Here is a 23,948-nt window from a genome sequence, read left to right as displayed (position 1 = left end):
TTCTCCAGTCCGTGGGTGCGCACGAAAAGGGCGGCCCGCGAACCGCGGACCGCCCCTGGCTTTCGTGCTGCCTTACTCCCAGGTGCTGCCCGGGAGGCGACGGCGCCGGGTCAGCGCCATGATGATCATGCCGATCATCAGCAGGACCGCCGCGCCGCCGACCACGGCGACCGTGTTGTTGCCGGTCAGGGCGAGCAGGCCGCCGTCTTCCTTCTTGGCGCTGTCGGCCTGGACCTGGGCCACCTGGTCGGCGACGGGCGCCTTGTTGCCCGAGTTGAACTGCCCGTCGTCGTACGTGTAATCGGTGCCGCCGGCGGCCGGGGCCTCGGTGGTCTTGGTCGCGCGGGGCTTCGGCGCCTTCGTGGTGGCCGGGGCCTCCGCCTGGTCGTCGTTGCCGGCGTTCTCGTTGCCGCCGCCGTTGTTCCCGCTGCCGCCGTTGTCGCCGGTGGCGGGCTCCTCGGTGTTGGCGGGCTTGGTGGTGGCCGGCTTGTTCGGCTTGGCCGGGGTGGTGGTGGCCGGCTTGGTCGGGTCGGGGGTGAAGTCGTCCTTCACGGTGGGCGCGGTGGTGGGGTTGTTCACCGGGGGCTTGGGCGCCTTGGTCGTGGTGGGGTTGCCCGGCGTGCCGCCGTTGTCGCCGCCGCCGCCGCCGTTGTTGCCGCCGCCGTTGTTGCCGCCGCCGGTGTTGCCGCCGTTGTCGCCGCCGCCAGTGTTGCCACCGTTGTCGCCGCCGGTGTTCCCGCCGTTGTTGCCGCCGCCGGTGTTGCCGCCGCCGTTGTTGCCGCCGCCGGTGTTCCCACCGTTGTTGTCGCCGCCGCCGTTGTCGCCGCCGCCTGCGTTGCGGACGGTGATGCGGACCGAGTCGATCGCGGGGGTCTGGTTGGCGCGGACCATCATCGGGACGCGGTGCGAACCGTCACCGGCCCACGAGGAGCACTGCGCGGTGCCCTCGGTGGGGACGCCCGGCACCGCGATCGTCACCTCGTCGGGGGTGGCGCCGCCCTTGCTGTCCTCAGTGGCCACGAAGAACGCGGGCACCGGGTCGGGCGCGGGCGCCTCGTTGGTGTTGTCGAGCATGCGGCACGCCGTGTGGAAGTGGCCGCGGACGAGACCGTCCCGCAGCACCGAGCTCTCCACGTAGTAGCCGCCCTTGCCGGCCGCCAGGAAGCGGTCGCGGATCAGGTTGCGGGTGCTGATCTTCAGCGTGAACGGGGTGTTGGGGGCGACCGCGCGGGGCGCCTCGGTGATCAGCAGGCTCGGGTTGTCCTTGGCCTCGCCGAGCTCACCGAACTCGGTGGAGACGCACTTGCTGCCGAGCTGGAAGCCGTCGTGCGGCGCGAGGTTGCTGTCGATGCAGGTGTCGGTCAGGATCACCTGGCCGTTGACGACCTTGCCGGCGCCACTGCCCTCGGGCCGGTCGTTCTCGGCCGCCCCGGAGAGCGAGGCGAAGCCGACGGCCGCGCCCAAGGCGGCGATCACGGCGCCGACCGCGAACACTCGTCGGTTGCGTCCCGACGGCGTGGCGGCCGCGCGGCGGTAAGCAGGCCTACGCATGCGTCATACCTCATCTTCGCTGAATCCACCCGGCCCACATTCCGACCGGCTCCCAGACGGTAAGAGGAGCACAGCGGGAATGCAATTCCGCCAGCGAACTTGATGAATTCTTAGCCCGAACTTAAAGAAAAAATATGGGCGCCGCCCCGAACCCCCGGCATCGGCCGAACGGATGATGTCCGGGGTTCAACCAAGATCGCAAAAACTTCGCTGAGCTGGAACTTTCCGCCGACGGCCCTCGGTGACGCTCCGAGGTTGCCCGGCGACAGCTCCGCCCCGAGAAATGTAATACATGGTCGGCCAGGTGTACCTCGGAGCTGCCTGTGAAAACTGTTCCAGCAGCTTGTCCCCGCGATTCTTTTCGCCGAATTCCGGTCAGGGCCAGAGGCCGCGGGACTGGTAGACGTCGCGCAGGACGGTCAGGCGGTCGGTCATGATGCCGTCCACTCCCAGGTCCAGCAGGCGGTTCATCTCGGTGGGGTCGTCGATCGTCCAGACGTGGACCTGCAGGCCCAAGCGGTGGGAGAGGGCCAGGAAGCGGCGGTCCACCACGGTGATCCGGCCCAGGCGCGGGGGGACTTGGACTGCGGCGGCCGTGGCGGGCAGGCGGACGGGCGCGCCGACCAGGGAGGCCACGCGTAGGCGGGCTACCGAGCGGGAGCCGAGCGAGGTGGCCATCGACGGGCCGGCCAAGGCGCGCACCTGAGCCAGGCGGCGGTCGCTGAACGAGGCGAGCAGGACGCGGTCGGCGGCGTCCGAGCGGAGGATCGTGTCGACCGTGGGACGGACGCCGGGGTCGGCCTTGATGTCGATGTTGAAACGGATCTCGGGCCACGCGGCCAGCACCTCGTCGAGGCGGGGGAGCAGGGCGGCGCCGGCTACCCGGACGGACTGGAGGTCGGTCCAAGTCAGGGAGGAGATGCGGCCGGCCTGGCCGGTCACGCGGTCGAGGGTGGGGTCGTGGAAGACGACGGCGACCCCGTCGGCGGTGGCGTGCACGTCGGTCTCGACGTAGCGGTAGCCGAGCTTCACGGCTCGCTCGAAGGCCTCGGCCGTGTTCTCGTCGCCGTCGGCGGCGCCGCCGCGGTGGGCGAACGCCAGCGGCTTCGGGCCGTCCAGGAAGGGCACAAGCCGATCGTAGGGCCACGCCGATCGCCGAAGGCCGGCCGCAGGGTCGCGGGGCGGGCGCGTGGCGAAAGGGCGGATGAACCAGAAGACGATGATCAATGTGAGCGGGATTGTTGCACTGAGGTAAAAGTCCGCTGTTGACATTGACCGGCGCCACCGGGACTGATGATTCTTTGACGACGGCTCGGCGGAAGGTGGCGCACGCTGGAAACCATCGAGTACGACGTGGTGATCATCGGTGGGGGCACGGCCGGATCGGTGGTCGCGTCGCGGCTGTCGGCTGATCCGCGGGTACGGGTGTGCCTGGTCGAGGGCGGGCCCTCCGACGTCGGTGACCAGGCGATTCTTCGGCTGCGCAATTGGATCAACCTGCTCGAGGGCGAGTACGACTACGACTATCCGATCGTGCCGCAGACGCGCGGAAACTCGTATCTTCGGCATGCGCGGGCCCGGGTGCTGGGCGGCTGTTCCTCGCACAACACCATGATCAGTTTCCTGCCGCCGCCCGACGACTTTGCCGACTGGGTGAAAGCGGGCGCGGCCGGATGGTCGTACGAGGAAATGCTGCCTTTGTGGAAGCGGCTGGAGGTCGCCATAACGCCGGTGGCCGAGCGTGACCGCAACCCGCTCGCCGAAGACTTCGTCACCGCTTGTCACACCGCCCTGGGCGTTCCGGTCCACGACGACTTCAACGCCGAGCCGTTCGCCGACGGGGCCGGCTTCTTCCCGGTCGGGTACCACCCCGAGACCGGCATCCGCTCGTCGGCGTCGGTGGCCTACCTGCACCCGCACCTCGACCGGCCCAACCTGACGGTCCTCACCGAGCACTGGGCGTTCCACCTGGATCCGCGGAACGGCGTGTCAGTGCGGAGCGGCGACACCACCAAGCTGATCAAAGCGACCGGCGAGTACGTGCTGTGCGCGGGCGCCATCGACACTCCGCGACTGCTTCTGCTCTCCGGCATCGGCCCGGCCGCCGATCTGCGTACGCTCGGGATCCCCGTCCGGCACGACCTGCCGGGAGTCGGCGAGAACCTGCTCGACCACCCGGAGTCGCTGATCTTGTGGGAGGCGAGCCGCCCGATCCCGCCGATGTCGGCCATGGACTCGGACGCGGGGCTCTTCGTCCGCCGCGAGCCGGGCGCCGCGCGGCCCGACCTGATGTTCCACCTCTATCAGATCCCGTTCACGTTCAACACCGAACGGCTCGGCTACGACGTGCCCGAGCACGGCTTCGGCATGACCCCCAACGTGCCGCGCCCGCGCAGCGTCGGCCGCCTGAGCCTGGCCGACGCCGACCCGGCGACCAAGCCACTGCTCGATTTCCGCTACTTCACCGACCCCGAGGGCTACGACGAGCGGACGATCGTCGACGGCCTGCGCCTGGCTCGCGAGGTCGCGGCGACCGAGCCGTTCGCGTCGTGGATCGCCCGCGAGATCGCGCCCGGGCCGGCGCTTCGCACAGATCAAGAGCTTTCCGCGTACGGCCGGGCCGCGCACCATACGGTCTATCACCCAGCCGGCACGTGCCGGCTGGGCGCCGCCTCGGACGAGATGGCGGTCGTCGACCCCGAGCTGCGGCTGCGGGGCGTGCCCAACGTGCGCATCGCCGACGCCTCGGTCTTCCCGCTCATGCCCTCGGTGAACCCGATGGTGACCGTGCTGATGATCGGCGAGCGGGCGGCCGACCTGATCCACGCCGAGCTGACCGGACACCAGGGGACAGGGGACCGGGAATGACGCCGATGATCGCCGTCGCGGATCTGTGGAAGGTTTTCGGCGCCCGGGCTGACCGTATCGTCGGCACGCCGCTGGCCGAGCTGTCCCCGGCCGAGTTGCGCGGCCGCACAGGCTGCGTCGCCGCCGTCCGCGATGTCAGTTTCGACGTACGGCCGGGCGAGGTCTTCGTCGTGATGGGCTTGTCCGGCAGCGGGAAGTCGACGCTGGTGCGCTGCCTGACCCGGCTCATCGAACCGACCAGCGGCGAGATCAGCATCGGCGGCGAATCGGTGCGCGCGATGGGCCCGAAGCGGCTGCGCGAGCTGCGCCGCCGGCAGGTCGCCATGGTGTTCCAGCACTTCGGGCTGCTGCCGCACCGGCAAGTGCTCGACAACGTCGCGTACGGGTTGGAGATCCAGGGTGTGCCTCGGGCCGAGCGCCATCGGCGGGCGAGCGAGACGCTGGCGCTGGTCGGGCTCGAGGGGCAGGAGCGCCAGTTCCCCGATCAGCTGTCCGGCGGCATGCAGCAGCGGGTCGGCCTGGCCCGGGCGCTCGCCACCGACCCCGAGGTGCTGCTGTTCGACGAGCCGTTCAGCGCGCTCGACCCGCTGATCCGCCGGGACATGCAGGACGAGGTGCGCCGCCTGCACGCCGAGGTGGGCAAGACGCTGGTCTTCATCACGCACGACCTGGCCGAGGCGCTGACCCTGGGCGACCGCATAGCCGTGCTCCGCGACGGCGAGCTGGTGCAGGTGGGCACGCCGGAAGAGCTGGTGGGCGCCCCGGCCGATTCCTATGTGGCCGACTTCGTCCGGGACGTGCCGCGCTCGGACGTGCTGACCCTGCGCTGGATCATGCGCGATCCCGCCCCCGGCGAGCTGTGCGAGACCGAGCCGCTGAGCCACCGGACGGTCATCCGCGACGCCGTCCACCGGGTGCTGCGGGCCGACCGCCCGATCCCGGTGGTCGACGGCCACGAGCAACTGGGCGTGATAGACGCCGACCAGCTGCTGCCGGCCCTGATCAGCCACCACCGCCAGGTGCCGGCGTGAAAGCCGGCGCCGAGAAGGCAGGCGTGAAAGCGGGCGTCGAGAAGGCCGCCGTGCAAGCCGACGGCAGGAACGCCGGCGCCGTCGAAGGTGGCGGGAGGCGGCGGGCATGACCGCGACCGTTCCGCCGCCGCCGGTGTTGCAGCCGGGTGGGCGCGTTCTGGCCGCGGCGAGCGACACGGTTGTGCCGGCCCGGCGTGGCCGCTTCCGGACCCGCACGGTGGCGGCGGCGATGGTGGTCGCGACCGTGGTGGCCTACCTGCTGTTCCGGACGGACGGGGCGGCCGACAGCAGTGATGCGGCGGCGTTCCGGTTCTTCGACAGCGTGCGCGACTGGGTCGACGCCAACCGGGACACCAGCCCGTTCTTCCTCTACGGCCTCAACTACGTGCGGCTGGGCGTCCGCCTGCTGGTCGACGCGGTGCAGGCCGCCCTCACCGGGCTCGGCTTCGCGGGCCTGGTGGCGGCGGTGGCGGCGATCGGAACCGTGCTGGCCGGGTGGCGCACGGGCCTGCTGGCGCTGGGCGGCTTCCTGGCCTTCGGCGTGCTCGGGCTGTGGGAGCAGAGCGTCGACACGCTGGTGCTGACCGTCTCGGCCGTGCTGCTCTCGGTGCTGATCGGTGTGCCGCTGGGGATCTTTGCGGCCCGCGTACGGTGGGTCGGCGCGACCCTGCGGCCGGTGCTCGACGTCATGCAGATCATGCCGACCTTCGCCTACCTGGCCCCCATGACGCTGCTGTTCCTGATCGGCGAGCCGGCCGCGGTGATCGCCACGATGATCTACGCCGTGCCCGCCACCATCCGGATCACGGCGCTCGGCATCAGCGAGGTGTCGCCCACCGCGGTGGAGGCGGCGACCGCCCTCGGCTCGACCCGGTGGCAGCTGCTGAGCAAGGTGCGGCTGCCCCTGGCCCGGACGACCATCGCCCTCGCCGTCAACCAGACGATCATGCTGGCGCTGTCGATGGTGGTGATCACCGCCCTGATCGACGCGCCCGGCCTGGGCCAGAACATCGTGAACGCGTTGCAGCGGGTCAACGTCGGCGCCGCCTTCGACGCCGGGCTGGCCATCGTGATCCTGGCCGTGGTGCTCGACCGGATCACGACCAACGCGGCCCGTCGCACCGGCGTTCATCGCAGCCGCCGCCAGCGGCAGGCACGGTGGATCTTCGTCGGTGCCGGCGTGGTCGTCGTGGCCGCCGCCGCGCTGGTAAGCATCGACCCGGAGAACGTGCCCGGGTACTCGTTCGCGGCACCGGTCAACGACCTCGTCGGCTGGATCGAGCTGCACTGGTACGACGTCACCGAGGGCCTGAAGAACGGCATCAGCGCCGGCGTGCTCGACCCGCTCGAGACCGTGCTCGTCACCACGCCGTGGTGGCTCTTCGTCGTGGCCGTGGCCGCCTTCGGCACGCTGATCAGCGGCTGGCGGGCCGCCCTGATCGCCGCGCTGGCCGCCGCCGGGCTCGCCGGTCTCGGCCTGTGGCAGCACTCGATGCAGACCCTGGCCACGGTGCTGGTGGCGATCGTGCTGACGATGGCGATCGGCGTGGCCCTCGGCGTCTTCTGCGCCCGGCACGACCGGCTGGCCACCGGCGTACGCCCGCTGCTCGACGCCGCCCAGACCATGCCGTCGTTCGTGTACCTGCTGCCCGCGGTGGCGCTGTTCGGCGCGAGCCGCTTCACCGCCATCGTCGCCGCCGTCATCTTCGCCGTGCCGCCGGTCGTCCGGCTGGTCGAGCGCGGTTTGCGCGACGTGCCGCCGACCGTCGTCGAGGCCGCGCTCTCGGCCGGCTCGACGCCGCGGCAGCTGCTGTGGAAGGTGCAGCTGCCGATGGCCCGCGGCGGCCTGCTGCTCGCGGCCAACCAGGGCATCGTCATGGTCCTGGCGATGGTCGTGGTGGGCGGCCTGGTCGGCGCGGGCGCCCTCGGATACGACGTCGTGGCCGGCTTCTCGCAGCGCGAGCTCTTCGGTAAGGGGCTGGCCGCCGGGCTGGCCATCGTGCTGCTCGGCATCCTGCTCGACCGCTTGACCCAGGGTTTCCACACCTCGAAGGGACCTCGCAGATGAGAACACTGAGGACGGCCGCCGCGGCGGCGTTGATAGTGAGCCTGACCGCGTGCGGCGGCGCCACCTCGGGCGCGGGGGAGGACGAGCCCAGCGCCGGGGCCAAGGGCACGGTCAACCTGGCCATCAACCCGTGGGTCGGCTACGAGGCCAACGCGGCCGTCATCGCCTATCTGCTCGAGAAGAAGATGGGCTACACCGTCGAGAAGAAAGAGCTCAAGGAAGAGATCGCCTGGCAGGGCTTCGAGACGGGCGAGGTCGACACGATCGTCGAGAACTGGGGCCACCCCGACCTCAAGAAGACCTACATCGAGGACAAGAAGGTCGCCGTCGAGGTGGGCCCGACCGGCAACCAAGGCGTGATCGGCTGGTACGTGCCGCAGTGGATGGTGGACAAGTACCCGGACATCACCGACTGGAAGAACCTCAACAAGTACGCCGATCTGTTCAAGACCTCGGAGTCGAAGGGCAAGGGGCAGTTCCTGGCGGGCGACCCTTCTTTCGTGACCAACGACGAAGCACTGGTGACCAACCTGAAGCTCCACTACACAGTGGTCTATTCGGGCAGCGAGGCGGCGATCATCAAGGCCGCCCAGCAGGCGGCGGCGCAGACCAAGCCGCTGCTCTTCTACTTCTACGAGCCGCAGTGGCTGTTCGCCAAAGAGAAGTACGTGCGGGTGAAGCTGCCCGAGTACAAGGACGGCTGCGACGCCGACCCCAAGAAGGTGGCCTGCGACTACCCCGACTACGTGCTCGACAAGATCGCCAGCAAGAAGTTCGCCGACGGCAACAGCACGGCGTACCAGCTGGTCAAGAACTTCAAGTGGACCAACGACGACCAGAACCTGGTCTCGGACTACATCACCAACCAGGGCATGTCGGACGAGCAGGCGGCCGAGAAGTGGGTCAACGAGCACGAGGCCACCTGGAAGCCGTGGATCCCGGCCGGCAGCTGAGCCATGAGACCCAAGGTTGTCATCATCGGCGCGGGCATCGTGGGTTGTGCCCTCGCCGATGAGCTGACCGCGCGGGGCTGGACCGACGTCACCGTGCTCGAGCAGGGGCCGCTCTTCGTGACGGGCGGTTCCAGCTCGCACGCGCCGGGGCTCGTCTTCCAGACCAACCCGTCGCGGACCATGGCCCGGCTGGCCAGGTACACCGTCGAGAAGCTGACCGGGCTGGACTGCTTCCGCCCGGTCGGCAGCCTCGAGGTGGCCACGACGCCGGAGCGGATGCGGGAACTCCACCGCCGCTTCGGCTTCGGGCAGTCGTGGGGGATCGGCTCGCAGGTGATCGACCCGGTGGCCTGCGCCGAGCTCTTTCCCCTGCTCGACAAGGACAAGCTGCACGGCGGCCTGCACGTGCCGACCGACGGCCTGGCCCTCGCGATCAAGGCGTGCGAGGCGCAAGCAGCGCGCGCACATGAAAGGGGCGCCCGATTTGTCGGCAACGAACGCGTCACCACCATAGAAACCAAACGCGGCCGAGTCGCAGGTGTCCACACTGACGCCGGCAACTACCAAGCCGACATAGTCGTCAGCTGCGCCGGCTTCTGGGGCCCGAGAATCGGCGAGCTGGCCGGCGTCCCGATCCCCCTGCTGCCGATGGCCCACCAATATGTACGGACGACGGACGCCGGCGCCCACGACGGCCTGCCGATCCTGCGCCACCAGGACAAAGACCTCTACTTCCGGGCGCACGGCGAGGCCCTGGGCATCGGTTCGTATCTGCACGAGCCGATGCCGGTGAGCCTGGACGAGCTGGCGAGCGGTGAGCACCCGTCGATGCTCCCGTTCACCCCTGACACTTTTGAGGAGTCGTGGGCGGCCGCCGCCGACCTTCTGCCGGTTGTCAAAGATGCCGAACGAACGGACGGCTTCAACGGCGTCTTCTCGTTCACCGCCGACGGCTTCCCGCTGCTGGGCGAGGCGGCCGGCCTGCCCGGCTTCTGGACGGCCGAGGCGATCTGGGTGACCCACTCGGCCGGAGCCGCCCGCGAGGTGGCCGAATGGCTGGTCACCGGTCGCCCCGGCATCGATCTGCACGAGTGCGACCTGAACCGCTTCGACCGTACGCAATTGGCCCCCGCCTACGTCCGGGAGCGCGCCATCCGCAGCTTCGTCGAGGTCTACGACATCGTCCACCCGCTCGACCCGCCCAGCGTCCGCAATGTCCGCACGACCCCGTTCCACGCCCGGCACCTCGAACTCGGCGCAGTGTTCGGCGAGGCCGCGGGCTGGGAAAGGCCGCTTTGGTACGCGTCGAACGACGAGCCGGAACCAAAGCAACGGGACAGCTGGTCGAGCCGCCACTGGTCCCCGATCGCCGAGACCGAAGCCCACATCACGCGTCGGAATGTGGCCCTGTACGACATGACCTCGCTCATGCGCCTCGAAATCGACGGCCCGGTGAGCTTCCTGCAGGGCATGACCAGCAACAACGTCGACAAGCGGCCCGGCTCGGTGACCTACACGATGCTGCTCGACGAGGCCGGCAAGGTGTGCAGCGACGTCACCGTGGCCCGGCTCGGCGAGCACCGCTTCCAGGTCGGCGTGAACGGTCCGCTCGACCTGCACTGGCTGCGCCGGCACGCCCCGGCCGGCGTGCGGATCCGGGACGTCACCGGCAGCACCGGCGGCCTCGGGGTCTGGGGCCCGAGGGCGCGCGAGCTGGTCGCCCCGCTCACCGACATCGACCTGTCGCCCGAGAGGTTCCGCTACTTCCAGGCGCGGGAGGGCTTCATCGGCACGGTTCCGGTCACCATGCTGCGGCTGTCGTACGTGGGGGAGCTGGGCTGGGAGATCTACACCCGGGCCGACTGCGGCCTCAAGCTGTGGGACACCCTGTGGGCCGCCGGTCAGGAGCTCGGGATCATCGCCGCGGGCCGGGCCGCCTTCACGAGCCTGCGCCTCGAGAAGGGCTACCGGCTGTGGGGCACCGACATGACCGCGGAGGACACCCCGTACGAAAGCGGTGTGGGTTTTGCCGTTCGCCGCGACGCCGGTGACTTCATCGGCCGCGACGCGCTCGACGACCGGCCCGGGCGGCTGCTCACCTGCCTGCTGCTGGACGACACCGGCGACGTGCCGATGGGGCGCGAGCCGGTGTACCAAGGAGGGAGGGTGGCCGGCTTCGTGACCAGCGCGGCCTTCGGCCACACGATCGGGGCGCCCATCGCGTACGCCTGGCTTCCGGCCGCCCTGGCCGCCCCCGGCACCGAGGTGTCGATCGGCTACTTCGACCGCAAGCTCCGCGCCACCGTTGCCGCCGAGCCGCTCTTCGACCCCAAGCACGAACGGCTGCGGGGATAGCACCACAGGAGGCCCGAATGTCGGCGTACGACGTCATTGTTGTCGGTCTGGGCGGCATGGGGAGTGCCACCGCCTTCCAGCTAGCGGCTCGCGGCCAGAAGGTGCTCGGTCTGGAGAAGTACGGCCCGGCCCACGACCGCGGAGCCAGCCACGGCGGCTCCCGGGTGACCCGCCAGTCGTACTTCGAGGGCCCGGAGTACGTGCCCCTGCTGCTGCGCGCTTACGACCTGTTCGACCAGCTGGCCACCGACTCCGGCCGGGACGTGATCACGCTGACCGGCGGCGTCATGGTCGGCCGGCCGGAGAGCCGCACGGTGGCCGGCAGCAAGGCCAGCGCCGAGCAGTGGGGCCTCGAGCACGAGATGCTGGACGCCAAGGAGCTGCGCCGCCGCTTCCCGACGCTGGCCCCGCAACCCGGCGAGGTCGCGCTCTACGAGGCCAAGGCGGGTTTCGTCCGGCCCGAGGCGACCGTCGCGGCCAATCTGCAGCTGGCCACGAAACACGGCGCCGATCTGCGCTTCCACGAGCCGATGACCAGCTGGGAGCCGGCCGGCGACGGGGTGCGGGTGACCACCGGCCAGGGCTCGTACACGGCCGGCCAGCTCGTGCTCGCGCCCGGGCCGTGGGCGCCCGAGCTGCTGGCCGACCTGGGCGTCGAGTTCCGCATCGAGCGCCAGGTGCAGCACTGGTACCAGCCCCGCGGCGGCGTCGAGCCGTTCCTCCCCGACCGGCATCCGATCTACATCTGGGAGGACGCCGAGGGCGGCCAGATCTACGGCTTCCCGGCCATCGACGGCCCGGACGGCGGGGCCAAGATCGCGTTCTTCCGCCGCGGCACGCCCACCACCCCGGACACCCTCGACACCGAGGTGCACGAGGACGAGATCGCCGAAATGGTCGACTACTGCGGCCGGCGGCTGCCCGACCTGCCCGGCCGTTTCCTGCGCGGCGAGCCCTGCATGTACAGCACCACGCCGGACGAGCACTTCGTCATCGCCCGCCACCCCGGGCACGAGGCGGTGACCGTGGCCTGCGGGTTCTCGGGCCACGGGTTCAAGTTCGTGACAGTGGTGGGCGAGATCGTGGCCGACCTGGCCACCTGCGGCGCCACCGTCCACCCGATCAGCCTGTTCGATCCCCGGAGGTTCCGATGACCTCGTCGCTGATCCCGACCCTGGCCGGGAGTTACTACACCGACCCGTCCATCTTCGCGGCCGAGCAGGAGGCGATCTTCGAGCGGATGTGGTTCTGCGCGGTCCGGAGCTCCGACATCGGCGGGCCGGGCGCCTTCCGTACGGTGGACGTCGGCCGGGAGAACCTGATCGTCACGAGGAGTGCTGACGGGCGGGCCCGGGCCTTCCTCAACGTCTGCCGGCACCGGGGCGCCCGGGTGTGTGTCGAAGAAGCCGGAAACGTGAAGCGGACGTTCAAATGCTCGTATCACGCCTGGGCCTACGGGCTGGACGGCCGGCTCGTGGCGGCGCCGAACCTGGTCAAGATGCCCGACATCGACCGCGCCGAGTACGGACTGCGTGCCGTGGAGACGAAAGAATGGCTGGGCTACGTATGGGTGTGCCTGGCCGACGACCCGCCCTCGTTCGAGCAGGACGTCATGGGCGCGTGTGCCGAGCGCCTGGGTGATCTCGAGGCCCTCGACCACTACGCGATGGACGGGCTCGAGGTGGGCCGGCGCATCCGGTACGACGTCGCCGCCAACTGGAAGCTGATCATCGAGAACTTCATGGAGTGCTACCACTGCGCGACCATCCACCCGGAACTGGTGCACGTGCTGCCCGAGTTCGCCGGGGGCTACGCCGCGCAGTACTACGTGGGTCACGGGGCGGAGTTCGGCCGGGACGTGGCCGGGTTCACCGTCGACGGCAGCCCCGGCGTGGCCGCGATCGGCACCCTGGCCGCCGAGCAGGACCGCCGCTACTACGCCATCACGATCAAGCCCCAGGTCTTCGTCAACCTGGTGCCCGACCACGTGATCTTCCACCGGATGTACCCGCTGGCCGCGGACCGCACGATCGTCGAGTGCGACTGGCTGTTCCTGCCCGAGGTGGTGGCGTCGGGGGTGGATCTGACCCGCTCGGTGGAACTGTTCGACCGGGTCAACCGGCAGGACTTCGAGGCGTGTGAGCGCTGCCAGCCGTCGATGTCTTCCCGGGCGTACGCGCAAGGGGGTGTGCTCGTCCCGAGCGAGCACCACATCGGGGCGTTTCATTCGTGGGTAACGGACCGACTGCATCCATTTCGGGATAAATAGTCTCGTCTCGGTCACGCGGTTCTGCGCGCTGCCCTACCTTAGGCCACGTCCTAGTGGGGCAAAATATCCGAATTGGAGCGCAGAACTGTGTCTTCCTCACGTTTTTCGAGGGTGGCCCGGGGCGGCCTGGTCGCTGCCCTCGCCCTCTCGATAGCCGCAGCGGGCGCACCGGCCCTGGCGGCCGACGACGACCCGCTGATCGACTACCCGACCTTCAAGGGCGCTTCCAAGAGCCTGGACCGTAACGGGGCGGCCGACCTGATCCTGTCGTCCGGCGACAAGGTCCGGCAGAAGATCCTGCGACTCACCCCGGGCGGCTACCGCCAGTCCGGCTCGGCCTGGGCGACCTCGAAGCTCGACGTCACCCGGTCGTTCGAGTCGGAGTTCAAGCTCTACCTGCACCACTTCCGCCCGGGGGCCGACGGCGTCGCGTTCGTCGTCCAGACCGCCGGTCCGCGGGCGCTGGGCGGGTGGGGCGGCGGCCTCGGCTACCGCGGCATCAAGCCGAGCCTGGCCGTCGAGTTCGACACCTACCAGAACTCGTACGACCCGAGCCGCAACCACCTCGCGGTCGTGCTGGGCGGCAACCCGGACTACCAGGAGCAGTCGGCCGAGGCGCCGATCCCGCTGTTCGGCAAGCCGTTCAACGCCCGGGTCGTCTACGACGCCGAGGCGCAGCTGCTGCGGGTCTACGTCAAGTCGCTGAGTGCCGGCTCGACCGAGCAGCTGGTGCTCGAGCACCAGATCAACCTGGCCGAGCACGTCGGCGACTCCGAGGCGTGGATCGGCTTCACCGCCTCGACCGGCACCGGCCTGTCGAAGCAGGACGTCTACTCCTGGACCGTCCAGGGGTCCGGCGCCTGATCCGGTGGCCCGCCGGCGCCTTCGCGGGCGCCGGCGGGCGCCTCCCGCACGTCCCCACCGAGTCTTGGAGTGAAGTCATGTCCACGGTCCCCTACGCTCGCCCGGAGGCCGGAGCGGGAACCGAGTTGCCGCCGCCGGTCGTGGTCGGTGCCGGTGAGCCCCTGGTCAGCGTCATCATCCCCGCGCTCAACGAGGCGCTCAACCTGCCCCACGTGATGGCCGCCCTGCCCGCGGTCGACGAGGTCATCCTGGTCGACGGCGGATCCACCGACGACACGGTCGACGTCGCCCGCCGCCTGATGCCGGGCATCCGCGTCGTCCAGCAGAACCGCCGGGGCAAGGGCAATGCCCTGGCCTGCGGCTTCGCGGCGGCCACGGGCGACATCCTGGTCATGATCGACGCCGACGGGTCGACCGACCCGCGCGAGATCCCCAGCTTCATCGCCGAACTGCGCTCCGGCGCCGACTTCGCCAAGGGCTCCCGGTTCGCCGGGGCCGGCGGCAGCGCCGACATCACCCAGCTGCGGCGGGCCGGCAACTGGTGTCTGAGCGCCATGGTCAACGTGCTCTTCGGCACCCGCTACAGCGACCTCTGCTACGGCTACAACGCGTTCTGGGCCCACCACCTGAACGCCTTCGCGCTCGACAGCACCACCGAGGCCGACGGCCGGCTGTGGGGCGACGGCTTCGAGATCGAGACCCTGCTGACCCTGCGGGCGGCCCGGGCCCGGCTGCGCATCGTCGAGGTGCCCAGCTACGAGCAGCAGCGCATCCACGGCGAGAGCAACCTCAACGCGTTCACCGACGGGCTGCGCGTGCTGCGCACCATCGCCCGCGAATGGCCGCGGCGCAAACGGGCCGCCGCCTGCGGGACGCCGGAGCGCGCCCGGTGAGGATCGGCGTCGTCACGAACGCCTACCACCCCGACATCGGCGGCGTGGAGACCCACGTCCGGCGGCTGTGCGCCGCGCTGGTGGCGACCGGTGACGAGGTCGAGGTGCTGACCCAGCACACGCACGGCTCGGTCGACTCGATCGACGGGGTGCTGGTGCGCCGGTTCCCGCTGACCGTCAAGGCGTCCAACTACCGCGTCTCGCTGGGGCTGTGGCGGTGGCTGCGCCGCAACGCCGGCCGCTACGACGTGCTGCACGCGCACAGCTATCACGCGCTGGCCGCGCTGCCGGCCGCGCTGACCAACCGCACGCCGCTCGTGTTCACGCCGCACTACCACGGCACCGGGCACAGCCGGCTGCGCGCGGCCCTGCACCCGCTCTACCGGCCGCTGGGCCGCCGGATCGTGGCCCGCTCGGGCCGGATCATCTGCGTCTCGCGGGCCGAGCGGGAGCTGCTGAGCAGCCACTTCCCCGAGGCGCGGGGCCGCCTGGTGGTGGTGCCCAACGGCACCGACCCGGCGCCCGACCTGGTGGCCGGGCCGGAGCCGGGGCGCAGCATCCTCTGCGTGGGGCGGCTCGAGCGCTACAAGCGGGTCGACCGGGTGATCCAGGCGATGATCCACCTGCCCGCCGACCACCGGCTCGACGTGGTCGGCTCCGGGCCGGCCCGCGAGGAGTGGGAGTACCTGGCGTCGCGGCTGGGCCTGGGACCGGACCGGGTCGTCTTCCACGGCCGGCTGCCCGACGGCGCCTTCCAGGCCCGGATGGCGTCGGCCGCGGCGGTGGTCTCGGCCTCGGGCCACGAGGCGTTCGGCATGGCCGTGGCCGACGCGCTGACCGCCGGCATCCCGACCGTGGCCAGCTTCATCCCGGCCCACCGGGAACTGGCCGCGATGGTCGCCCCCGGGGCGCCGCTGTGGCTGGTCAACCCGGACGACGAGGCCGCGCTGGCCGAGGCGCTGCGGGTCGCGGCGGGCACCGCCCGGGCCGAGCACGGCCGCAACGCCCTGCCCACGTGGAGCGACGTCGTGCTGGCGACCCGGGAGATCTACGCCGGAGTGGCCCCGCCCGTGCACATCATTCAGCAGGCCAAGGCCGGTGCCGGAGCCGGCGACCGATGATCCTGACCCAGCAGGCCGGCCCGGCCGTCGCGAGCCCGCCCGAGGTGGCGGAGGCGCCCGCGACGGCGTCCCGCCGCCCGGCCGTGATCTGCGCGGCCACCCTGGTCGTCACCGGCGCGGCCGGCGCCGCCCTGCTGGTCGCGGCCAACCGGGCCGCCGAGTGGGACACCGGTCAGCAGTTCGCCTTCTTCTGGGCCGGGATGCTGGTCTTCACCTTGCCCGCCGTGTACTGGCTGGTGCGCCGGGGGTCGGGGGCGCGGCTGCGGGTGGCCGTCCTCACCGCGTACGCGGGCTTCACCTATCTGCCCAAATTGCTGCGTACGCCGGACGGGCCGCTCTATCACGACGAGTTCGCCCATTGGCGGCAGGCCCGCGACATCCTGCTCGACGGCCGCCTCTTCGAGCAGAACCCGATCGTCAAGGTGGTCGGCGACTTCCCCGGCCTGCACTCGATGGTCGCCTCGGTCTCGGGGCTGACCGGCGTCTCGATCTGGCACGCGGCGCTGCTCGTGCTGATCGTGGCCCACCTGCTGGTCGTGCTGGGCGTGTTCGTGCTGGCCGAGGAGATCTGGCACGACGCCCGGGTGGCCGCGGTGGCCACGATCATCTACAGCCTGAACAGCTCGTTCCTGTTCTTCGACACCCAGTTCGGGTACGAGTCGCTGGCCATCCCGCTGCTGGTGTGGACCCTGGTCGCGCTGCACCGGGCGATGCGCGGGCCGGCCGGGCGGGCCCGGCTCGGCTGGTCGGCGCTGACCGTGATGCTGTCGGCGGCCACCATCGCCACCCATCACCTGACCGCGCTCGGCCTGCTCGGCGTCATGCTGATCCTGTGCGCGGTGGCTACCGCCCGCGCCCTGCGCCGGATCAACCCGCGCGCCGTGACCTGGACCGCGTGGGCGCTCACGGTGGCGGCGGCCGTGCTGGTCGTGGCCTATTTGTGGGTGGTCGCCCCGCGTACGGCGGGATACCTCGACCCCTATCTGGCCCGCGCGCTCGACCAGATCGCCGGGATGGCCGGCGAGGGCGGTGGCGGCGGCCGCACCCTGTTCCGCGAGTCGATCGCGCCCTGGTGGGAGCGGGCGGCGGCTTTCGGCGCGCAGGGCGTGGCCGGGATCGGCATGCTGGCCGCGGCGCTGTGGCTGCGCAAGCGGCGGGAGGGTGACGCGGTCTCGCGCAACGGCGCGCTGGGCATGTTCGTGCTGGGCTCGCTCTACTTCCCGGCCGCGCTGCTGATCCTCACCCCGTCCGGGGCCGAGGGCGCCCGCCGCTCGTGGGCCTTCAGCTACCTCGGGATCGCGCTCGTCGTGGCTCCGGTGGTGGTGTGGCTGCTCGACCGCAAGCCGTTCTACAGCGGCACCGCCCTGCTCGCGGTGTGCGCGGTGGTCATGGTCGGCAACACGGCGGCCGGCATGAACCCGTCCTACCGCTTCCCGGGCCCGCCGGTCTTCGGCTCGGACACCCGCTCGGCGATTCCCGAGGTGTCGGCCGCGTCGGCCTGGCTGCGCTCGACCCAGGGCCGCGACCTGCGGATCGTCGCCGACCGGTACTCCGGGCTGATCTTCGGCTCGTTCGGCGGCCAACGCCCGGTCACCGGGTCGGTCACCTTTCCCACGTACGACCTCTATCTCGCCCAGCCCGACCGGCAGATCTCGCCGCGCCTGATCGAGCAGCTCAGCTCGTGGCGGTTCACCTATCTGATCGTCGACCGGCGGATGGCCCGGGAGGTGCCGGAGATCCAGATCTACTTCGAGACCAACGAGCCGGTTCCGCACAGCGACAAGCCCGCGTTCACGCTGGGTCAGCTGACCAAGTTCGACCGCACACCGTGGACGATCAAGGTCTACGACAGCGGCAACATCGCCATCTACCGCTTCGACTTCGCCTCGCTCGGGAAGGCCGCGCGGTGACGACGCCCCGGTTGCTCGCCGCCGCCTATGCCGCCCTGGCCGTGCTCGCGTTCGCTCCCCGGCTGCCCTGGCTGTTCGCCGCCGTCTGCGTGGCGGCCCTGGTCGCACTGGGTGAGCTGTGGCTGCGCGCGCTGGCCGGCGAGGCCATGCCGGCGGTGACGCGGATCGGCCTGGCCACCGCGTCCGGCCTGGTCAGCCTGCCCTTCCTGGCCATCACGCTGCACGTCACGGACATCCTGATCCGCCCGCGCACGGTCGCGATCGGACTCGCGGTTCTGGTCACCGTGCTCGGCGTGGTCGTGCTGCTGCGCGAGCGCGCCAGCGGGGCCGCGATCGATCCGCGCCTGCCGCGCACGCTCGCCGCCGTGGCCGTTCCCGGGCTGGTCACCCTGGTCGCCGGGTTCCTCGCCCTTCAGGCGTACGACCGGTTGCCGCACCCGCCCGAGCCGGGCTTCACCAGCCTGGCCCTCAACGGGTGGGCGGCCGGCATCGAGGGTCCGGTCGCCATCCCGGCCCGTGGGGTCCACGTGCCGGTGCGGGTCAGCAGCGCCGGCGTGCCCGCCCGGACCCAACCCTTGCGCGTACGCGTAGGAGCCCGGCTGATCTCCGGCCGCCCGCTGGCGGTCGCGCCGGACACCACCCGCTCGGTCGACGTCTTCGTGCCCGCCCCGCCCGGCGGCTGCCCCCAGCGCATCGAGATCAGCCTCGGCGTCACCAGCACCGTCTTCTACGGCCGGGGGCCCGGCCGGTGCTGAAGACCGTCGCCCGGGACTCCCTGGCCCGCAACAGCGTCCTGATCATGGCGAGCACGGCCGGCACGGCCGGGCTCGGCTACCTGTACTGGCTGCTGGCCGCGCGCGAGCTGGCCCAGGCGTCGATCGGCACGGCCACCGCCCTGATCTCGGTCTCGGCCGTCGTCAGCATGGTGTCCAATCTGGGCCTGGGCCACATGTTCATCCAGCGGCTGCCCGGGGCGGGCGTCGGCGAGTGGTCGCGGATCGTCAGCGCCGGCCTGCTGCTGGGCTGCGGGCTCACCGCGGTCGTCTCGTTCGCGGCCGGCCTCGCGCTGCCCTCGGTGGCCGGCCACTTCGCCTTCCTGCGCGACCCGTCCGCCCTGGCCGCGCTGGTTCTCGCCTCGGTCGCGCTGACCGCCTCGACCCTGCTCGACAACGTCTTCGTCGCCCACCGGGCCAGCCACGGCATGCTCACCCGCAACCTGGCCCTGGCCGGTGGCAAGGTGGGCACGCTGGCCGTGCTGACCTGGGCCGGCTACGGCGGCGCGGGCGTCGTGCTGCTGGCCTGGACGCTGCCCTCGGTCGCCGTCACCGCGTACACCCTGGGCACGAGCCTGCCCCGGCTGCAGCCCGGCGCCCGCCTGGGCGCGGCCGGGATCGGCGACGAGCTGATGCACATCCACGGCTCGCTGCGCGGCCACCACCTGATCAACCTGGCCCAGGCCGGCCCCACCGCGCTGCTGCCGGTGCTGGTCACGGCCCGGCTCGGCGCCGAGGCCAACGGCCACTTCTACGTGGCCTGGATGACCGCGTCGATGCTGTTCATGGTCTCGCCCGCGGTGGCCTCGGCGTTCTACGCCGAGCGGACCAACGCGGCGCCGGCCGGCCTGCCCCGGGCGGCCGCGGTCGTGCTCGCGGTGACCGGGCCGCCCGCGCTGCTGCTGTTCCTGGCCGGCGACTGGATCCTCGGCCTGTTCAGCGCGGGCTTCGCGGCCGAGGGCGGGCTGCTGCTGAAGATCCTGGTGCTGGCGGCCGTGCCCGACGCGATCACCAACCTCGCCGTCGCGCACTGGCGCTCGCTCGGCCGGTTCCGCCGCTGCCTGCGCCTCAACCTGCTGATGGCCACCATCTGCCTGACGCTGACCTGGCTCTGGCTGCCCGGGACGGGGATCGAGGCGGCCGGCATCGCCTGGCTGGCCGGGCAATCGGTGGGCGCCGTCGTCGTCGCCGTCCGATCTTTGTGGAGAAGAGGGGCATGAGAATCCTGCACCTGTCCAACCTGTACGCGCCGGTGATCGGCGGGCTCGAGCGCAGCATCGCCACCAGCAGCGAGGAGCTGGTGCGCCGCGGGCACGAGGTCACCGTCCTCACGCTGGCGACACCGCTCGCCGAGCACGACGAGACCATCCGCGGCGTACGGGTGAAACGGGTCCGCAGCGTGGCCAACACCCTGCTCCCCGGGATGAACGCGGACGCCACCAAGCCGTTCCACCCGACCACGGCCGACCCGCTGACCACGGCGGCGATCCGGCGGACGCTGCGCACCGGCGACTACGACATCGTGCACAGCCACGACTGGATGATGTACAGCTACCTGCCGCTGCGCTACGGGCGCGACGGGCGGCCGCACGTGCACACGGCGCACGACTTCGGCTTCACCTGCGTCAAGAAGACGTACGCGCGAAATGGCCAAGCCTGCGGCGGGCCGCGACTCGGGCGGTGTGTGCCCTGTGCCAGCGAGCAGTACGGGCGGCCGCGGTCAGCCCTGCTGACCACCGCGCTGCGGGCCCAGCGGCACCACGGCATCGACGCGCTCACCGCCATCTCGTCGTCGGTGGCCGACGGGGTCATCAACGGGCGGATGCCGGGTCACGTGCCGGTCCAGGTGATCAGCAGCCTGGTGCCGGACGGCCTCGACGAGCTGGCCCGCACCACGCCCCGGCCGGACTGGCTGCCGGAGGGGCGGTACGTGCTGTTCGTGGGCCAGCTCGGGCCGCACAAGGGCATCGATGTGCTCTTCCAGGCGTACGCGAAACTGCCCGAGCCGCGGCCGGCCCTGGTCTGTCTCGGGACGCCGCGAGCGGACACGCCGCCCGTCCCGCGCGGGGTGATCGTGCGGCACAACGTCCCCCACCCCGAGGTGATGGCGGCCTGGCACCACGCCGCGGCCGGGGTCGTGCCGTCCGTGCTCGAGCCGATGGGCCAGGTGGCCGTCGAGGCGCTGCTGGCCGGCACGCCGCTGATCGCGACCGACGCCGGCGGGCTGGCCGACATGATCCGCGACGGCGAGAGCGGGCTGCAGATCCCGGTCGGCGACCCGGACGCGCTCGCGGCCGCCCTGACGCGGCTGCTCACCGATTCCGCTCTGACCGCGCGGCTGCGCGCGGCCGGGCACCAGCGCGGGCTCGACTACACCGCCGCGCGCGTCGTCCCCCAGATCGAGGAGGTCTACCGTGACTGCATCGCCGCCTCCGCCGTCCGCTGACGAGCGCCCCCGGGTGGTGGTCGTCGGCTCGGGCTGGCGGTTCCTCTCCGGCATCAGCTATTACACCTGCCGGCTCAGCAACGCGCTGGCCGCCGAGTACGAGGTCGGCACGATCCTCATGCGGCAGTTGCTGCCGACCCGGCTCTACCCCGGGCGGGGGCGGGTCGGGCTTGATCTCAACGAGCTTTCGTACGACCCGTCGGTACGCGTTCTCGACGGTGTCGACTGGTGGGCGGTGCCCAGCCTGTTCCGCGCGGTGCGCTTCCTGCTGTCGTTCCGGCCGTCCGTCATCGTGTTCCAGTGGTGGACGGGGACCGTGCTGCACTCGTACCTGGTGCTCTGCCTGGTCGCCCGGCTGGCCGGGATCAAGGTGGTGGTCGAGTTCCACGAGGTGCAGGACACGGGGGAGGCGCAGCACCGCCTGGCCGCCCTCTACTGCCGCAAGCTGATCAAGCCGCTGCTGCGCCGCACCGACGGGGTGGTGGTCCACTCGCGCTTCGACCGGGTCGCGCTGCGCGGCACGTACGAGCTGAGTGACGTGCCCGACGAGGTCGTGCTGCACGGCCCGTTCGACCACCACGACGGCGCCGCTGCTTCCGCTGCGGCTGTTTCTCCCACCGCGGCCGGCCACTCCGCGCCGGCGCCGCGCCCGCGCGCGAACGGCGAGGGCTGCCGGCTCCTCTTCTTCGGCACCATCCGGCCCTACAAAGGGCTCGAGGACCTGGTCCAGGCGTTCGGGCAGCTGCCGTCCCACTTCACCCTGACCGTCGTGGGAGAGACGTGGGAAGGCTGGACCCTGCCCGCCGAGATGATCGCTGAGTCCTCGGCTGCGGATCGCATCACCTTCGTCAACCGCTACGTCGCGGACTCCGAGGTGGACGGCTTCTTCGCCGAGGCCGACATGGTCGTGTTGCCCTATCGGCGCAGCTCGGCCAGCGGGCCGCTGCACATCGCGATGAGTCACGGGCTGCCGGTCGTGGTCACGGCGGTCGGTGGGCTGGTGGAAGCGGCCGAAAGGTATTCGGGAACGACCTTTGTCTCGGCCGGTTCCCCGACTGCTCTGGCGTCCGCCATCGAGTCGGCCTCCGGAAACGCCGGAAGGCGGCACACCGACCCTTCCTCGTGGGAAGAGTCGGTGGCCGCCTTCACGCGGTTGTTCGTCCGGATGGGCTTGCCCGTCCCGGCTTTGCCGGCGCCGGCGCCGGCGCAGCCGTCGCAGTCGTCGCCGTCGCACTCGGAGCGGTTGGCTCAGGAAGCGGAGATCACCGCGTCGTCGAACCAGACCGTGCCCTTGTTGTCGCCCGACTTGAGGTGAACCTGCATGCTGGTCGAACCGGCCGGGGCGACCCCGTCCACGACCAGCTTGGTCCAGCCGGTGGTGCCGGCCGGCAGCGAGGCCGACGAGACGCCGCCCAGCCACTTGTCGTTGATGTCGAACCAGCTCAGCGCGATCTGGGTGGCGCCGGTGGCCGCGGAGCCCTTGGCCCACACCTCGCCGTGCCACTTCTGGCCCGACTTGACCGGGTCGACCGGCGAGACCCGGTACGACGGGGAGCCGGCCGAGGTCTTGCCGGTGTTGGTGAGGCTGATCGACCACTTGCCGGTGCGCGCCGCCGACTGCGTCTTCACCGCGAGGCCGAGCTCGGGCATGTACGCGCGCCACGGGCTCTGGCCGGCGCTGAGCTCGAAGCTCGGGTCCATCAGCGAGGCCGGCATCGCGGTCTTGGCCCAGCCGGCCTTGACCACCGCGGCGGCCGGCTTGGCCGAGCCGTCCAGGCGGTACAGGCCGTAGTTGTACTGGGCCGGGATGCGGGACACGGCCGAGGACGGGATGGCGCCCTGGCTGAAGTCGTTCAGCGTCCACGGCGCCACCGACTTCACGCCGGCCTCGTCCGCCGCCTCGAAGACCCGGCCCAGGAACGCGGCCTGCTCGCCCTCGGTGTTCTGCAGGGTGTTCAGGCCGACCTCGCCGATCACCATCGGGTACGGCGCGACAGTGGCCTGCGCGTTCTTGATGACGGCGAGGGCGCGCTCCGAGTTGCCGTAGAAGTGGAAGTCGAAGTAGTCGATCGGGGTCGACGCCAGTGCCGACTTGATCTTCGCCATGCCCGGGGCGCCGGACGTGCCGTCCACCGAGAAGGTCAGCGGCATGGCCGGGAACGACGACCGCATCGCCGGCACCATCTTCTTGGCCCACGCGACGGCGGCCGGGTCACCGGCGTTGAACTCGTTCTGCAGCTCGAACGCGATGACGCGCTTGTCGTCGCGGTAGCGGCTGAGCACGGTGTTGGCCCAGTTCACGCTGTTGGCGACCTCCTCGTAGCCGTCCCACCAGTCGAACAGGGTGAACTTGACGGTCATGCCGCGGGCGGCGGCCATGTCGACGAACGAGGCCAGGCGGTCCTGGTAGCCGTTCCACGGCTTCGGCCAGCCGAAGGTGGTCGGGAAGATGATGATGCGGATGTTGTCGGCGCCGAGCGCGTCGGCCTTGGCCAGGTCGGCGTCGATCTTGGCGGCGTCCCACTCCATCCACATCTTCGACCAGCCGGCCGCGGACGGGTAGTAGTTCAGCGTCTTGGCCGTCTTCACCGCGGCCAGGCGCGAGGCCAGGGTCGGGGCGGTCTCGGTCTTGACGGTGGCCTTGGCCGGGGCGGCGGCGGGGGCGCTGGTCGTCATGACGGACTTGACGGTGGTGGTCGTCGCCTTGGCCGTCGGCTTCGAGGCGGCGGCGTTGGCCGGGGCGTGCGGCAGGGCGAGGCCCAGGAGCAGCGACGAGGCCAGGACGGCGGCGCAGCGGCGAGGCGAGATCACGGTGGCTGGTGTCCTTCGTTTCGGATGCGGAATGT

At 71.1% G+C, this 23,948-nt stretch carries 18 protein-coding genes; 15 read left to right on the top strand and 3 right to left on the bottom strand.

Features of this window, described 5'->3' with window-relative positions:
• Positions 1-72: 72 nt before the first annotated feature.
• Positions 73-1,551: a hypothetical protein gene (locus tag OWR29_RS18695; RefSeq protein ID WP_267564186.1), complete on the bottom strand. Its 1,479-nt coding sequence runs from the start codon at positions 1,549-1,551 to the stop codon at positions 73-75.
• Between the two features lie 375 nt (positions 1,552-1,926).
• Entirely contained in the window at positions 1,927-2,679 is a 753-nt protein-coding gene (locus tag OWR29_RS18690; protein WP_267564185.1) for a glycerophosphodiester phosphodiesterase family protein, read from the bottom strand.
• A gap of 225 nt (positions 2,680-2,904) precedes the next feature.
• Here OWR29_RS18690 and OWR29_RS18685 point away from each other — a divergent pair, with 225 nt between their 5' ends.
• From OWR29_RS18685 to OWR29_RS18615, 15 genes are all read left to right on the top strand, one after another.
• Positions 2,905-4,419 (top strand): GMC family oxidoreductase, encoded by a 1,515-nt coding sequence (locus tag OWR29_RS18685; RefSeq protein WP_267564184.1) that lies wholly within the window; start codon positions 2,905-2,907, stop codon positions 4,417-4,419.
• On the top strand, positions 4,416-5,450 hold the full coding sequence (locus OWR29_RS18680; RefSeq protein WP_267564183.1) for a quaternary amine ABC transporter ATP-binding protein: 1,035 nt from the start codon (positions 4,416-4,418) through the stop codon (positions 5,448-5,450). Before OWR29_RS18685 ends, OWR29_RS18680 begins: the two co-directional genes overlap by 4 nt.
• A 106-nt stretch (positions 5,451-5,556) precedes the next feature.
• A complete protein-coding gene (locus OWR29_RS18675) occupies positions 5,557-7,518 on the top strand; it encodes an ABC transporter permease (RefSeq protein WP_267564182.1) in 1,962 nt (653 codons plus the stop codon).
• Positions 7,515-8,471, top strand: a complete 957-nt coding sequence (locus OWR29_RS18670; RefSeq protein WP_267564181.1) for an ABC transporter substrate-binding protein — start codon at positions 7,515-7,517, stop codon at positions 8,469-8,471. Before OWR29_RS18675 ends, OWR29_RS18670 begins: the two co-directional genes overlap by 4 nt.
• Before the next feature lie 3 nt (positions 8,472-8,474).
• Positions 8,475-10,826 carry a GcvT family protein gene (locus OWR29_RS18665; protein ID WP_267564180.1) on the top strand — a complete coding sequence of 784 codons (2,352 nt, stop codon included), beginning with the start codon at positions 8,475-8,477 and terminating at the stop codon, positions 10,824-10,826.
• A 17-nt stretch (positions 10,827-10,843) separates the two neighbouring features.
• Positions 10,844-11,980, top strand: coding sequence for an N-methyl-L-tryptophan oxidase (solA, locus tag OWR29_RS18660; RefSeq protein WP_267564179.1), 1,137 nt, complete (start codon positions 10,844-10,846; stop codon positions 11,978-11,980).
• Positions 11,977-13,095 carry an aromatic ring-hydroxylating oxygenase subunit alpha gene (locus tag OWR29_RS18655; RefSeq protein ID WP_267564177.1) on the top strand — a complete coding sequence of 373 codons (1,119 nt, stop codon included), beginning with the start codon at positions 11,977-11,979 and terminating at the stop codon, positions 13,093-13,095. The genes solA and OWR29_RS18655 overlap by 4 nt, the downstream gene beginning before the upstream one ends.
• 111 nt (positions 13,096-13,206) lie before the next feature.
• Positions 13,207-13,959, top strand: a complete 753-nt coding sequence (locus tag OWR29_RS18650; protein ID WP_267564176.1) for an L-type lectin-domain containing protein — start codon at positions 13,207-13,209, stop codon at positions 13,957-13,959.
• Positions 13,960-14,036: 77 nt separating this feature from the next.
• On the top strand, positions 14,037-14,852 hold the full coding sequence (locus OWR29_RS18645; RefSeq protein ID WP_267564175.1) for a glycosyltransferase family 2 protein: 816 nt from the start codon (positions 14,037-14,039) through the stop codon (positions 14,850-14,852).
• Entirely contained in the window at positions 14,849-15,973 is a 1,125-nt protein-coding gene (locus OWR29_RS18640) for a glycosyltransferase family 4 protein (RefSeq protein ID WP_267564174.1), read from the top strand. Before OWR29_RS18645 ends, OWR29_RS18640 begins: the two co-directional genes overlap by 4 nt.
• Complete coding sequence (locus OWR29_RS18635; RefSeq protein WP_267564173.1) at positions 15,970-17,883, top strand: putative glycosyltransferase family protein; 1,914 nt, start codon at positions 15,970-15,972, stop codon at positions 17,881-17,883. Before OWR29_RS18640 ends, OWR29_RS18635 begins: the two co-directional genes overlap by 4 nt.
• Positions 17,880-18,638 carry a hypothetical protein gene (locus OWR29_RS18630; RefSeq protein ID WP_267564172.1) on the top strand — a complete coding sequence of 253 codons (759 nt, stop codon included), beginning with the start codon at positions 17,880-17,882 and terminating at the stop codon, positions 18,636-18,638. Before OWR29_RS18635 ends, OWR29_RS18630 begins: the two co-directional genes overlap by 4 nt.
• Positions 18,632-19,876 carry a lipopolysaccharide biosynthesis protein gene (locus OWR29_RS18625; RefSeq protein WP_267564171.1) on the top strand — a complete coding sequence of 415 codons (1,245 nt, stop codon included), beginning with the start codon at positions 18,632-18,634 and terminating at the stop codon, positions 19,874-19,876. Before OWR29_RS18630 ends, OWR29_RS18625 begins: the two co-directional genes overlap by 7 nt.
• Positions 19,873-21,102, top strand: coding sequence for a glycosyltransferase family 4 protein (locus tag OWR29_RS18620; RefSeq protein WP_267564170.1), 1,230 nt, complete (start codon positions 19,873-19,875; stop codon positions 21,100-21,102). Before OWR29_RS18625 ends, OWR29_RS18620 begins: the two co-directional genes overlap by 4 nt.
• Complete coding sequence (locus OWR29_RS18615; RefSeq protein WP_267564169.1) at positions 21,071-22,417, top strand: glycosyltransferase; 1,347 nt, start codon at positions 21,071-21,073, stop codon at positions 22,415-22,417. The genes OWR29_RS18620 and OWR29_RS18615 overlap by 32 nt, the downstream gene beginning before the upstream one ends.
• On the opposite strand, the gene OWR29_RS18610 is transcribed toward OWR29_RS18615, so the two are convergent.
• Complete coding sequence (locus OWR29_RS18610) at positions 22,351-23,913, bottom strand: glycoside hydrolase 5 family protein (RefSeq protein ID WP_267564168.1); 1,563 nt, start codon at positions 23,911-23,913, stop codon at positions 22,351-22,353. The two genes, OWR29_RS18615 and OWR29_RS18610, sit on opposite strands and share 67 nt — an antisense overlap.
• Between the last annotated feature and the right edge of the window lie 35 nt (positions 23,914-23,948).

The organism is Paractinoplanes pyxinae (assembly GCF_026626335.1).
In the GTDB taxonomy this organism is placed as follows: domain Bacteria; phylum Actinomycetota; class Actinomycetes; order Mycobacteriales; family Micromonosporaceae; genus Actinoplanes; species Actinoplanes pyxinae.
Note: the sequence above shows the minus strand (reverse complement) of the source record. Positions and strands in the feature narration are given on the sequence as shown.